Genomic DNA, 13,036 nt, shown 5'->3' with positions numbered 1-13,036 from the left:
ACGGAGGCCCTTTGGTTTAACGTAGCGACTTAGATCGACAGACTAGGCGTCAGAGAATGGCTTTCCAGTACTCACCTGATCGTCCTCTTGGCTGGCTGCCTGTACAGCCTCGTCGATGATCTCGGCTACAACTTCGTCCAGCTCGGTCGGAGCAGGCAGGGCGATCCGCTCACGCCGCTTTGCCAGCTCTCCGCAGAACGGAGTAAAGCGGGTGTCGAAGAACTCTGCCGGTTTCTTGGAGGCGTACATCTCGCGCAGCAAGCCGTTGCGGATCTCGGCTTTCAGAAACTCGACGATCTGCTCGAATTCGTTCTCGGTCACGAGGTATTCGGAGGCGATCTCCGACAGGCGCTCATTGAGCACCCCCATCATTTCGACCGCATCATCGTCCACAAACTGGTCCATCGCTTTCTTGGCGCCGTAGCCGGCGAGAGTGCCGATCCCAAGCGAGCCAATGATGCCGCCCGCAATTCCACCAATCGTCGTGCCCACACCCGGGAAAACGGCCGTTCCAATCGTGGCTCCAGCGGCGGCGCCCCCCATCCAGCCGCCGATGCCACCAGCGACGCCTGCGCCGTTGCTGGCGAGGTTCTTACCGAACTGCTTCCAAGAGATCGAGCCGGCGAAGGCGGCCCGATAGAAGTCAGGCGTTGCCATGACGGCTGTGACGACCACGCCGGACACCGCATTGCTGCGGGCCAGCTTAGCCACATGGTTGATGGCTGCGCCACCGTAAACGGCCTTACCGAGGCTGGCTTGGGCAATCTTGGTGACCACCGCTCGGCCGAACTGGGTCGAACTGATGGTGCGCACCGCGTCGCGGGCGAAGACCACGCCGATTGCCGCGGCCTTCGTGCGCAGAGCCTGAGATGTGATGACGCCGGCCGTCAGGGTAAGGGCTCCGGTTCCCAAGGCTGTCAGGGAAGCCTCGCGCAAGGCTTCCTTGGTGCTGACACCGTTCCACTTCAACTGTGCAAACTGGATAGCGAACGAAAGGCCCCCCACAAACGCTGCGCCTACCGCGTGCGTCTTGGCGTCGTAGATCAGGCCATCGATGGTGCCGGCACGGGCGATGTTCCGCGCCTGCTGGTAGGTTATGTTGCCTTTCTGGACGATCTCCGTAGCCTTGTTCGGGTCGGTCACCCCCGGCACCTTTCCGTTGGCGATCTTCTCCCGCATCTGCTGCACGCAGGCTTCGTACTGGTCGGCTGGGACTTCCAGCCGCTGGTTGGTGTAGCGATAGCTCCCATCGGCACCGAAAGCCGACTCCATTGTCGCCTTAGCCGTCGGGTAATACTTGGTTTGGATCGGCACACCATCAACGATGCGGTCAGCACCATTCAAGGTGTTGTTGGTACCTATCTGCTCGACCTTTCGGCCAGCGAACTTGTCGGTCAGCGCGTTGGCTTCTTCAGCCGCGAAGCCGGTGCCGCCCTTCGTGTGGAACTTGTTGATTTGGGTCAGCTCGACGCCGTGCGCCACATGCGGCGCCACGATGGCTTCCGGCTTGACCGAGCATTGCGCCGCGAGCTGCAGGCCCGCGTCGTTCTTCTCGCCTTCCATAAATCCCCCTGTTGAGGCTGTTGTGTTGCCGGCCAGTGTTTGACGCGGCCGTCTCACAGGTGGCGACAGGTTTCCCGTCCACCTGGGCGGCAATCCTATCTGGACCGGCCAGCCTCTTGTAGGTACCAGTGTCCGCAATGGGTCGATTGCCGCCGGAGTAGAGGAAAGGAAGCCGTGTTCAATTCTTTGGTACTGCTGTCTACTCCAACATTGGTGATCGACTAGCTGACTGAGAATGTCCACCTGACCGGCGTTCCGTAGTTCCCTTGCCGGGCAAGCCCGGCACCTACGGGAGCATGCCCGCAACCCAGCACTCCGCAGATGCGAGGTATTGCCCCGCCTGCGCGCTCAGGCGGCAGCGTGCAGCCCGGCCAGCAGCGCTTGGCCGTCACGGCTGCCGAACCACTGTGCGTGGCCGAGCAGGAAAGGTTGCCAGGCCACGTCCGCGTTGGTGGTGGAGTGGGTGATGCCTTCGAAGTACTCCACTTCGGACAGGGCGAAATCCAGGTGCACCACCGGCAGCAGGTCGGCCAGCAGGTGCACGCGCGCGGGCGATAGCGGCAGCTGCCGGCGGTAGCCGTCGAGCAGGGCCAGGGCGATGTCGATGCGCACGGCCTGCGCGCCGCGCTGCAGTTCCAGCCAGGCGACGGCGTTGCGTTCGATGGCGGTGGCCAGATCGAACAGCGCGCTGGTGGGCGAGGCCAGGCCGAAGTCGAGCACGGTGCTCACCGTGTCGCCCTGCCAGAGCAGGTTGGAAACATGCCAGTCGTTGTGCGCCCACAGCCGCGGCTCTGCCTGCAGGCGGTCGGCCAGGCCCGCGTGCCACGGCAGCACGGTGTGGCGCAGTTGTTCCTCCCACGGAATGCGCGCCAGGTAGCGGGCGAGGCCGGGGCGGTTGCCCAGGTCGGCCTTGAGCGCGGCGATGGGGTCGTGGCTGCGGATCAGGTCGTCGCGCGCCACCAGCAGGTGGGTACCGCGCTGCGGGGCGTGGTAGCTGGCGGCGGCCTGGTGCAGGCGCGCCAGCATGCGCCCGGCATCGCGTGCCTGGGCGACGTCGGTGAGCGGCGACCACGACACCGCGTCGCGGTACAGGTCCTCGCCGATGCCCAGCGTGTGCAGTTCGTAGGTCCAGCCGTCGTGTTCGACCGCGGTGGCACCGTCGCGATCGCGCAGCACCTGCACCACCGGCACGCCGGCAGCGGCCAGGTGCGCGATGAAGCGGTGTTCCTCGCCCAGCGTGGCCGCGTTGCGCACGCTGTGGTGGTGGCGCTTGACGAACAAGCGCCCCGCCACGCCTTCGACGATGGCCGCCGCCGACATCGGCCGCGGGCTGTGCCACAGCGCTTCCTCCGTGCTGCCCAACTGCGGGTAGCGCCCGCGCAGCCACGCGATCTCGCGCCCGCTGATGGCGGGCCAGTCGGCGGGCACCTCGTCGTTGTTGAGGCCCTGGACGCGGTGGTAAGAGGCGGTCATGGAGGGAAGAGCAGGCAGTGCGCGTGGTGCGGGGGCGACAGGGTAACGCGCGGCGTCCAGGGACGCGTTGGCACGTAGGCTCGGCAGGAGGGGCTTTGGCCAGGGGAGCTGCGCCATTTGATGTGGCGATCTACCGCACGTGGCTATAGGAAAACTACCCAAGGAGCTTCGGTCAGGAGAACTGCATCATTCGATGTGGCAGTCCGCCGCAGGCGGCTGTGGGAAAACTTCCCAAAGGGCGTCGAATAGGAAAACTGCGTCATTTGGCGTAGCGATCTACCGCATGCGGCTACAGGAAAACCACCCGAGCGGCTTCGGCCAGGAGAACGGCATCATTCGATGTGGCAGTCCGCCGCAGGCGATTGTAGGAAAACTTCCCAAGGAGCTTTGGTCAGGAGAACTGCGCCATCTGGTGTCGCGGTCTGCCGCAGGCGGCCGTAGGAAAACTGCGCGCCGCAGTGTCGGCGATCAGCTTTTGCGCTGCTTGCCGCGGTGGAAGTTCAAGATCACTTCCGCCAGTCCGTCGTCCTCGGCGAAGAAGTAGGCCACCGGCAGGTCGAAGACCTTGGCGATCCGCTGCAGCGTCTGCAGGTCGGGCTGGTGCACGCCGGTTTCGTAGCGGTTGACGCGGGTGCTGGCGACGAATTCGTCCAGCCCGGCCTGGATGCCGAGATTGCGCTGCGAAATGCCATAGGTCTCCCGCGCTTCGCGCAGACGCACGCTGTAGACGGGGAGATCTTTCTTTGCTGACAAGGCCGTGCACGTCCCGGGCTTCGGTGGACAGAAGCTTCCGGATGGGCGCTTGACATCGATACTACGTTAAACGTAGTGTGCGCACCGGGTTAATAAGTGAACGCATCACGTGCATCAACTCCAGCCCGTCGGGTGGAGCGCGAGGCGGCACGGCAGGGCGGCGGCGCCGGGGTATCGCACAGGCCGCGCCCGGACAGGGCACCGGAAACACCACAGGGAATCGCCAGCACGGCCGACGGGCTCCGTTGCCATGGAGCGCTGTTGCCCGCGGCCGGCCCCGCGTACCGGCGCCCGTCCATCACCGCAGGACGAAGTACCCACCATGGAAACCAAAGGACGCAGCATGAAGACCAGCGCTTTACGCAACGCCATTTCCATCGCCCTGTTCGCCACGCTTTCCGGCCATGCCGGCATCGCCCTGGCCGGGGAATCCACAACGGACGCAACCCGCGCGGACGCAGAACAGGACGGCGGGGCAGGGCAGGGGAGCACCGCCGCATCGACGTCGGAGCCCGCCTCGCGGAAAGAGCCGGCCGCCACCGAACTCGAAACGGTGACCGTCACCGGCACCCGCATCCGCGGCGGCACGACGCCGTCGCCGGTGATCGCCATTGGCAGTGAGCAGATCCGGCAGGAGGGTTTCGCCGATCTGGGCGAGGTGGTGAGGAGTCTGCCGCAGAACTTCGGTGGTGGGCAGAACCCGGGCGTCATTGGTGCCGCGAGCGGTGTCGGCAACCAGGACCTTACGGGCGGCTCCTCGTTGAACCTGCGCGGCTTGGGCGCGGATGCCTCGCTGACGCTGCTCAATGGCCGCAGGCTCGCGTACGACGGGTTCTCGCAGGCGGTGGACATCAGTGCCATTCCCGTGGAAGCGGTCGAGCGCCTCGAGATCGTTCCCGATGGTGCGTCCGCGATCTACGGCTCGGATGCCGTCGGTGGCGTGGCCAATGTGATCCTGAAGCGCGACTTCGATGGCGTGGCGTTCGGCATGCGCCATGCAGGCACGGCGGATGGCGGATTGGCGACACAGGAATACAGCGCTACCGCCGGTGCGCAGTGGCTTGGCGGGGGAATGATAGCCACCTTCAAGGACACTGCCTCCGATCCCATCCATGCGCGCCAGCGCAGCTATACCCGCCATCTGGCCGAGCCCTACACCATTTACGGCGGGAGCGATACGCGCAGCGGGCTGGTCAGCCTCCACCAGGCGCTTGGCGAGGTGGCCGAACTGCGCTTCGATGCGTTACGGACCAAACGCGACATGGAGCGGTATGTCAGTCAGGGTACCGCCTATTACCGCTATACCCCGGACACTTCCATAACGCTCATTTCGCCCAGCATCGCCTTTTTCCTGGGCAGGGACTGGTCGCTCACCCTGGGAGGAACGCACGGCAGGAACGAAAACATCGATGAGCGCTACTACGTTTCGGCGACGGACAGCCGCCTGGTTACGCAGACCTGTAGCTGCAATCGAAGCCGTTCCTACGAGGTCGGTGCGGAAGGTCCGCTGTTTGCACTCGAGGGAGGGGAGGCACGTCTTGCGGTCGGTGCCGGCTCGCGCGAGGACGCGTTCATGAGCCGCCCTCGTGTTGCAGGTACTTCATACGGCGGGAACGAGCGCGCGCGCTCGGCCTATGCCGAGCTCAGTGTTCCGATCGTCGCGCCGTCGATGGGCATGGGCGGCATCCGTCGACTGGAATTCAGCACGGCCCTGCGCGGCGAGGACTACGCCAGCTTCGGTGCCGTGACCACGCCAAAGCTCGGCGTCATCTACGATCCAAACGCGCACCTTACTTTCAAGGCGTCATGGGGGCGTTCGTTCAAGGCGCCGACACTGCTGCAGCGTCACCAGAACCGTATGGCTTACCTATGGAGCGCATCGGCGGTGGGAGCCGCCGGGAGTCCAGCGGGCGCGACCGTGCTGATGTCCTACGGCGGCAATGCCGACCTGCAGGCAGAGCGGGCGCGTACGTGGACCGCATCGCTGGCCGTCCATCCGGAGGCGCTGCCAGGCCTGGAGGCCGAACTGACCTGGTTCGACGTCGACTACGTCGACCGTGTCGTGGAACCGGTCAGCTATGCGCATGCGCTATCCAATCCTGCATACGCGGAATTCGTGGATCTTGCGCCAACACGGGAAGAGATGGAGCGCCTGCTGGCGGTCTACAACAGCGCCTTCTACAACCTGTCGGGTGCTCCCTACGACCCGGCCAAGGTAGTGGCGATCATCCGCGACCAGTACGTCAATGCCGCGCGGCAGCGCATCCAGGGTGTCGATCTGTCTGCTTCGTACCGGTTCGATCTGGGGCACGGCCAACTGGCTATCCGCGGATCATCCAGCTGGCTCGACAGCGAGCAGCGGACCAGTGCCGGTCAACCGGTGAATCCACTGGCCGGCACCATCGCCAATCCGGCACGGTTCAACGGCCGCATCGGTGCGGTGTGGACATCGGGGGGATTCACTGCTTCCGCCTTCGCCAACCATACCGGCGGCGTGACCAGTCGCCGCGGTGGGGTGCCGGACAAGGGGGCATCGTTCACCACGCTGGATACTACCCTGGGCTACGAGCTCGCCGCGCGTGGCGGCAGGTTCCCGGCATTGTCGTTCGGCCTCTCGATACAGAACCTGCTGGATCGTGCGCCCCCGCTGTACGCGCCCGCGGTGGCGACCTACGTGCCATACGACGCCACCAACTATTCGGCCATCGGAAGGTTCGCCAGCGCTTCGGTTTCGATGCGCTGGTAGGAGGAGGACCATGCATAGCCACAATTTCCATGCATCGCGGCGGAATCGATGCGCACGGTTGCGGCGATTCGTGATGGGCCGGACATCCCTGGTTTGTGCAACGCTGTCCTTCCTGCTGGCGGCTGCGATCGCCGCGCCACCGGTCTGCGCAGCGACGGTCTCGCCACGTCGACTCCTGGAAGTGAATGACCTGGGAAATCCGGTGGTGTCGCCCGATGGCCGGCATGTGGCGTTCCGCATGGAACAGGCGTCCATAGAGCGCAATACCTACGACAGTGTCTGGTATGTACAGAACTTGGATGGACGTTCGCCGCCGCTGCGGATCGGGGAGGGCGGCGAACCTCTGCGTAAACATGCGACTGGCTTGGTACTGCCATCGCCAGCGCTTTGGTCAAGCGATGGACGTTGGCTGCACTATCGTGCGCGGATCGACGGCCGCGTCTCCATCTGGCGCGCGGCTGCGGACGGCTCGCAGGCGAAGGAAGTGGTGAAGGATGCGGCTGACGTACGTGATTTCGCCCTCGGCAAGGACGGAAACAGCGTGCTCTACAGCATCGGCGCCATGCGCGATGCCGTACTCGATGCCGAGCAGGGGGAGTATGAACGGGGAATACGCATCGATGAATCTGTAGTGCTCGCTGGTAGCCTGCACCGTTCTGGTAGGGTCGAAGGGCGGCCGGCGACGCAACGGTTCCTGGGGGACTGGTTCTCGACCGGCCCACTGCTGGCCAATGTGTCCGACCGGTGGAGGGAAGCCGATACGGGCACTCTGGCCACACGGGATGCGACGGTTTCGGAAGTGCCCGCTGTGCTGCCGACGGCCACCGATATTCCAGGCATCCTGCCGGCGCCGACGAAGCTTGTTCCGCATCCGGATGACCTGCGCATCGCCCTCCTCCTGCCCACACAGGAGGCGGAGGCCGGCATGTTGCAATCGGTAGCCTCCACCTTGGCGATGTTGCCTGATAGACGGTCCGCGAAGCTGGTGCGTTGTACCGATACGCGGTGCACGCATCGCGCCGTAGGCGATGTGCAATGGCGGCCAGGAAGCGACGAGGTTCTGTTCACCACTACCGACTACGAAAAGGGACGCGCGCAGTCGATCCACCGCTGGAATGTAGCCACCGGTACCGTGCAGACCATCGTGGTGTCGGATGGGTTGGTAAGCGGCAGCCAGTGGCACCCGGACGTTCCATGTGGGGTATCGGCCAAGGCGCTGGTGTGCGTCGCCGCCGAGGCGGATCGCCCACCCCGACTGGAAGCGATCGATATCGACAGTGGTGAACGCCGGATACTGTTCGAGCCGAACAAAGGGCTGGAGGCGGATATCGGCGCCACGACACCCGCGCGCATGATCCGCTGGAAGGACGCGCAAGGCCGTGAGTTCACCGGTCAGCTTTTCGAGGCGAGGAACGTTGACCACCCGCCACCGCTGTTCATTACGTTCTATACCTGCCAGGGGTTCCTGCGAGGGGGATTGGGTGATGAATGGCCGTTGGCTTCGCTGGCCGGGCACGGGATCTCGGCGTTGTGCATCAACGCTCTGCCTGGCTTCCGCCTGGATTACGTCGAACGTCATGACCAGGGGCGGGCCGCCGTGGAGAGTGTGGTCGCCCTGCTGGCCGCCCATGGAAAGGCCGACCCCGGGCGCGTAGGCATGGGCGGGCTCAGCTTCGGCAGCGAGGTGACCTTATGGACGCTCATGCATTCGAATGCTATCGCCGCTGCCTCTGTCAGCAGTATCTCGCCGACTCCGAGCTACTACCTGTTAAACAGCCTGCGTGAGGCATTCCGTACCAACCTGCGCCTGATGTGGCAGCTGGGGGCGCCAGATGAAACACCGGAGCGATGGAGGGAAATATCACCGGCGTTCCAGCTTGACCGGATCCGCGCGCCGATCCTGTTCCAGCTGCCGGAGCAGGAGTACCGGATGCTGCTGGACTATGCATTGCCGCTGTTGCGCAGGAAGCAGGGCGATCTCTATGTTTTTCCTGAAGAAGCGCATATCAAGTTCCAGCCGCGGCACAAGCTGGCTGCCTACGAACGCAATATCGACTGGTTCCGCTTCTGGTTGCAGGAATACGAGGATCCGGATCCCGCGAAGGCTGGGCAATACCGTATCTGGCGGCAGATGCGTGCCGGCAACCGGGAGGAGAGGGGCGAACGCCGCCGTGAGGAAGGCTAGGCTTGCTGCCGTGCCCAGTTTTCTGCCGCACACAGGTCGAAGATGCGCAGGAAGGAAAGGTCGCGCGGCGCCAGTTCACGGGCAAGGAAGTCCGCGAGCGCGTTGCGGTCCAGCAGGCCGTGTGCTGCGAGCTGGCCATCTTCCAGGAATTTGTGCATGCCATCTTTGTTGCGCGTGTAGACGGCCGCCATGTAGCCGGTATACGAGCCCTTGCTGCGGCGGTCGAGAATCCCCGGTGGCAAGCGATCGGCGAAGGCATCGCGGGCGACCGCGCGGTTGCGCCCGCCCTCGATCCACATCCATGTCGGTACACGCAGGCACGCTTCCATGACGGGTTGGGACAGCAGTGGAAAGCGCATGGAACGCCCCGCCCTACGCGGGGCCGTGTCCCGGAACAACTGTGTGCCGATGAGATCCTGGATTTTCTCGCGATCCCCCGGAAGCGCATCGGTCGGCATGTCCAGCCAAGGGTGATACTCCGGCGTGTCGGGCGTATGGGCTGGGGAAAGAAAGCGGCTGTCCTTCTTCCAGGTACCGGACGGTGGGAGCCGGAGCTTGCGCAGCGTCAGCCGTGCCGCTTTCCAGAACGTGCATTGGTGGAGCGCCGAGAGATCGCGGAGAGACACAACGCCGGCCTTGAGTCCGTTCTCGCGGAACGCGTCGGCTGACGGCGCCGCCGTCTTCAGGTAGCAGAAAACGGTGTCGCCACCACCGCCGGACAGGTAGCTATCCGCATCGCAGTCCGCGCCAGCTTTCTCCCATGCTTCGTTGACTGCATTCTGCAGGATGCCCATGGCTGGCAGGAATGCCGAGGGCGACAAGGGGAAATCGAAGCGCACATTCTCGAAGCCGACCTGCTGGGTGGCGAGCCCGCATCCCAGGGTGTCCGTAACCAGTCGAGCATAGGGACGTTCATCCGTGCCAGCCACTGGCATCACCAGCGTGTAGAACGTGGCGCGCGCGATATCCCCTTGGAGGCATGCCGCGACGATGGAGGAATCCAGCCCACCTGACAGCTCAACCACCAGCCTGTGATCGGCCGCCGACAATGAGCAAACCGCCGTGGAGACCGCGGAGCGCACATCGGCGATGGCTGCTTCGCGGTCCCTGTGGCGAATGCCACGGGATACGAAGCTCCAAGGCGACCAGGGCGCGTGCGTGGAAAGGCTACCGTCGTGGCAGGTGAGGGTACTCCCGGGAAGAAGCTCGCGGATGCCTTTCAACGTGGTGTGGCCCGTCCGGAGGTAGGGGTACGCGAGGCTGTGCGCCATGGCCCCCCAATCCACCTCCTTGCGGTAGAGACCGAGGTGGGTTGCAAGGGCGATGTTGGATGTCGCGAATCCATGGTCCCCCATGAAGCCGTAGATGCACGGGACGGCACCCGATGGATCGCGCAGAACTCGTACTACCTGCTCTTCGTCATTGTCGGCCACATGCAGCAGGAGATATTCGCCCCACGTTTCGCGCAACAGGCGATGCTCGCGCTCCTCAACAGTCCCTGCAAGCCCGGATAGTTCTCCAACTGCCTTGCCGCCATGGTCGAAAAGCCTCCCTATGAGCAATCCATGGCCAGGCAATCGAAGCAGGGGCGTTGCGGCGGAAACGAACAGCCGTGCGTGGCGGGTACGCAGCTCGCACTGCATTCCACGGGCATGCAGTGCGTCTTCCAATCGCGCGGAGCCGCTGAGTTCTTCGCCAAGCAGGAGGATGAAGTCGTGTTCCATCAGATGATCCTGATCGGGGTATGTGCAGCTGCGTCGGACAGCGTCTCGTTCAGCACGATGCCTCCGGCCTGCACCCAGCAGTGGGCTGCGAAAGGAACCAGGTTCACGCCAAAGACGATCCGCGCGTGCAGCCGCCGTCGCGAAAGGAAGCGGAGCAAGGCCAGCGAATCCAGCAGACAGCAGGGGTCAACAGGCACGTAGCGGCGTACCCGCATGAACTGCGTTGCCGCATCCTGCAGAGGTTCAATGGTCATGGAAGCATGAGCACGAGGTGGGGCTTTCGCATCTCTGTGTATGGCGATGCCTTCGATGACCGCCTTGAGCGGCCGACGCCGCAGCTGTCGTCGTGCCCACCAGATGGTCGCGGCGACCTCGGGCAGTACGGCAGGCCGACAGCCCGCTGCAGGTGATGATTCGATGGCGCTGACCGTGGGACTGGGTAGGCCCGGGATGGAGGAGTGCAGACCGAGCGCACGCGCGATCACGATCCCCGCCTTGCCTTCCAGATCCTCACGTTGTCGCCGGGAAAGCGTTCCAGACGACAGATAGCTGCGCATGACCGACTCCAGCGGAGCGGTCAGCGTGAAATATCGGTCGAGTGCGAGATCGAGGAAGACCAAACGGCCATCGATATCGCAACAGGACAGATCCTGGTTGATCAGCCAATGCATCCATTCCTCCAGGCAGGACGCGCACCGAAGTGCGCGTCCTGGTGACTCACTCCTCGGAAATGCCCGGGATCATCGGCAGCCCAGGGCCGGTCGGTTCACCGGGGCCGGCGCCCCCCTGCGTCTCCACACTGGCGACGCCAAGCACGATCACGTCGTCCGCGTTGTCACGGTTGTTGTCGTTGCTGTTCATCTTTGCTCTCCTGCGGTTGCGTCATGGCGGTTTCCATGACGCACGCAGCGTAGGAGGCGGAAAATTTGATTTTCAAATGATTATTGCGTTGCTAAACGATGATTATCCAAAGGCGCGCAGGTCGTCATGAAATGCGAGGCCCCGAGGCATCGTGATGACTGTCACCGGCGCCCGGTCCGATACACCCAGGCAATCGCGCTGTTGCTTCCGATAGGAAGAAGCCAGCCCGGTTACGTGTGCTGGTCGCGTCGGTCGACGAGCAGGGCCACGATCCGGGGCACCAGCAGTTTGCGGCGCGCGTGGTAGTCGCGCAGGCCGGCTTTCAACGCCGGGATGTCGCGGCTCTGCCAATGGCCGTCGAGTTCGGCCAGTTCGTCGTCGGCGTGATCGATCAGGCCGCGCTTTGCCCATCGCACCGGGGCGAGTCTGTCGTTGGCCTGTTTGACTGCCTGGTGCAATGGACGAAAAGCGGTGGCAGCCGCGATCGCATCGAACAGCGTCCAGGTTCGTTTGATCGTGTCGCCGCCATTGCTGGACGCGATGTCGTTGCCGTTGGCGGCCGGTATGCCTCCAAGGTCGCCACGCATATCGCATGCCATCAGCAGCAGCCGTTCCATCCAGTCATAAAGTTCGCGCAGGGCGACCTCGGTGAGCAGAGGGACATGCAGCCCGTTGCGTGCGTGGTCGTCGATCAGCCCTTCGCCGACCAGGCGGTAGAGGGCGGAACGCACGGGCGTGGGGCTGGTGTTGAATTCCGCGGCCAGGGTGCCCGGGTCGATCCGTTGTCCGGGCAGGTACAGTCCTGATCGCAGCCCTCGCCGGACCTGGCGGTAGACGAGCGCGCTTTTGGAGTGGTTCGCACGCATGGCGGAACTCCCTGTCTGCGTATGGCGTCCTTTTCCGTGTCGATGTTACAAGAAGGGCCTACGCGTACAGCAGCCAATCGCCGCCGTCCGTCGGCTCGTGGCGGGTATGCTTCACCTACTAATCAGGGGATATGAAGCGCATGGCATCGCATCGGTTTTCTGTAGCGGCACCGGTTGGGGCATGCGCATGAGTGCACACGTCACGCCGCCCCGGGCGCGGAGTTCATGGTGGAAGCCGTTGCTGATCCTGTTCGGCGTGTTGCTGCTGCTGGTCGTGCTGGGAGTGGCCGCGGTGCTGGGGCTCGGCTGGTTCGGCTGGAAGGCGCTGAGGAATACGATCGACGAAGCGCAGGTGCTGAGCCAGCCGCGGCGGGCGCCATCGCGCGCGCTGTCGGCCGACGAGCAGGCCATCGTCGACATGGTGCTGGAGCGCGACGATCCCGTGCTGCATGAAGGCAGCGCCGGCACGGACAGGCTGGAGCGGTTGCTGGCCGGCTACTACCAGCGCTCCTTGAACGAACATGCCAACGGCGGCCAGGGCACCGGCGAGCAGGGAGCCACGCAGAAGATGCTGGTCACGCTCCTGTCGGCGCTGGAGGAGAACCGGCGCAACGGCGGCGCCGCGCCGGAGTTGTCGCCCGAGCTGTCCGTCATGCTGGAGGCGCTGGCGGCCCAGTACGACCATGGGCAGAACACGAAGGAAGGTACAGCGCCGCTGCCGACCGGAGATCGTCCGCTGACGGCCGAAGAGCGTGCGCTGGTCGAGATGATCGTGGAGAGGGAACAGCGCTCTCGCGCGCGCTGAGCGGCCAGGCGGGCGATGCGCCCGCATCCGCTGCGGCAACCACGGGTGGCGGGATGCCGC

General features: G+C 64.4%; 10 protein-coding genes. 3 read left to right on the top strand and 7 right to left on the bottom strand.

Annotated elements, in window-relative coordinates; all coding sequences use genetic code 11:
* Positions 1-42: 42 nt before the first annotated feature.
* From ABTV91_RS17460 to ABTV91_RS17450, 3 genes are all read right to left on the bottom strand, one after another.
* Positions 43-1,563, bottom strand: coding sequence for a hypothetical protein (locus tag ABTV91_RS17460; RefSeq protein ID WP_433852574.1), 1,521 nt, complete (start codon positions 1,561-1,563; stop codon positions 43-45).
* Positions 1,564-1,911: 348 nt separating this feature from the next.
* Positions 1,912-3,036 (bottom strand): phosphotransferase enzyme family protein, encoded by a 1,125-nt coding sequence (locus tag ABTV91_RS17455; RefSeq protein WP_433852573.1) that lies wholly within the window; start codon positions 3,034-3,036, stop codon positions 1,912-1,914.
* 468 nt (positions 3,037-3,504) lie between these two features.
* On the bottom strand, positions 3,505-3,789 hold the full coding sequence (locus tag ABTV91_RS17450; protein ID WP_433852572.1) for a helix-turn-helix domain-containing protein: 285 nt from the start codon (positions 3,787-3,789) through the stop codon (positions 3,505-3,507).
* Positions 3,790-4,111: 322 nt separating this feature from the next.
* Between ABTV91_RS17450 and ABTV91_RS17445 the strand changes: the two genes are divergently transcribed.
* Entirely contained in the window at positions 4,112-6,535 is a 2,424-nt protein-coding gene (locus ABTV91_RS17445; RefSeq protein ID WP_433852571.1) for a TonB-dependent receptor plug domain-containing protein, read from the top strand.
* Positions 6,536-6,545: 10 nt separating this feature from the next.
* On the top strand, positions 6,546-8,720 hold the full coding sequence (locus tag ABTV91_RS17440) for an Atxe2 family lasso peptide isopeptidase (RefSeq protein WP_433852570.1): 2,175 nt from the start codon (positions 6,546-6,548) through the stop codon (positions 8,718-8,720).
* Here ABTV91_RS17440 and ABTV91_RS17435 read toward each other — a convergent pair.
* From ABTV91_RS17435 to ABTV91_RS17420, 4 genes are all read right to left on the bottom strand, one after another.
* On the bottom strand, positions 8,717-10,444 hold the full coding sequence (locus ABTV91_RS17435; RefSeq protein ID WP_433852569.1) for an asparagine synthase-related protein: 1,728 nt from the start codon (positions 10,442-10,444) through the stop codon (positions 8,717-8,719). The two genes, ABTV91_RS17440 and ABTV91_RS17435, sit on opposite strands and share 4 nt — an antisense overlap.
* A complete protein-coding gene (locus ABTV91_RS17430; protein ID WP_433852568.1) occupies positions 10,444-11,115 on the bottom strand; it encodes a lasso peptide biosynthesis B2 protein in 672 nt (223 codons plus the stop codon). The genes ABTV91_RS17435 and ABTV91_RS17430 overlap by 1 nt, the downstream gene beginning before the upstream one ends.
* A 46-nt stretch (positions 11,116-11,161) precedes the next feature.
* Complete coding sequence (locus ABTV91_RS17425; protein WP_433852567.1) at positions 11,162-11,305, bottom strand: benenodin family lasso peptide; 144 nt, start codon at positions 11,303-11,305, stop codon at positions 11,162-11,164.
* 230 nt (positions 11,306-11,535) lie between these two features.
* Positions 11,536-12,171, bottom strand: coding sequence for a GntR family transcriptional regulator (locus tag ABTV91_RS17420; protein WP_433852566.1), 636 nt, complete (start codon positions 12,169-12,171; stop codon positions 11,536-11,538).
* Positions 12,172-12,409: 238 nt separating this feature from the next.
* Between ABTV91_RS17420 and ABTV91_RS17415 the strand changes: the two genes are divergently transcribed.
* The gene (locus ABTV91_RS17415; RefSeq protein ID WP_433852565.1) at positions 12,410-12,976 is read left to right on the top strand and encodes a hypothetical protein; all 567 of its coding nucleotides are present in this window, start codon (positions 12,410-12,412) and stop codon (positions 12,974-12,976) included.
* Positions 12,977-13,036: the final 60 nt, after the last annotated feature.

It is taken from the genome of Stenotrophomonas nitritireducens, assembly GCF_050984405.1.
GTDB classification, from domain to species: domain Bacteria; phylum Pseudomonadota; class Gammaproteobacteria; order Xanthomonadales; family Xanthomonadaceae; genus Stenotrophomonas; species Stenotrophomonas nitritireducens_B.
Note: the sequence above shows the minus strand (reverse complement) of the source record. Positions and strands in the feature narration are given on the sequence as shown.

Excerpts from the sequence above, each read along its gene's own strand:
- ABTV91_RS17460 (WP_433852574.1), bottom strand. The coding sequence starts at position 1,563 with ATGGAAGGCGAGAAGAACGACGCGGGCCTGCAGCTCGCGGCGCAATGC.
- ABTV91_RS17455 (WP_433852573.1), bottom strand. The coding sequence starts at position 3,036 with ATGACCGCCTCTTACCACCGCGTCCAGGGCCTCAACAACGACGAGGTG.
- ABTV91_RS17445 (WP_433852571.1), top strand. The coding sequence starts at position 4,112 with ATGGAAACCAAAGGACGCAGCATGAAGACCAGCGCTTTACGCAACGCC.
- ABTV91_RS17440 (WP_433852570.1), top strand. The coding sequence starts at position 6,546 with ATGCATAGCCACAATTTCCATGCATCGCGGCGGAATCGATGCGCACGG.
- ABTV91_RS17435 (WP_433852569.1), bottom strand. The coding sequence starts at position 10,444 with ATGGAACACGACTTCATCCTCCTGCTTGGCGAAGAACTCAGCGGCTCC.
- ABTV91_RS17430 (WP_433852568.1), bottom strand. The coding sequence starts at position 11,115 with ATGCATTGGCTGATCAACCAGGATCTGTCCTGTTGCGATATCGATGGC.
- ABTV91_RS17425 (WP_433852567.1), bottom strand. The coding sequence starts at position 11,305 with ATGAACAGCAACGACAACAACCGTGACAACGCGGACGACGTGATCGTG.
- ABTV91_RS17420 (WP_433852566.1), bottom strand. The coding sequence starts at position 12,171 with ATGCGTGCGAACCACTCCAAAAGCGCGCTCGTCTACCGCCAGGTCCGG.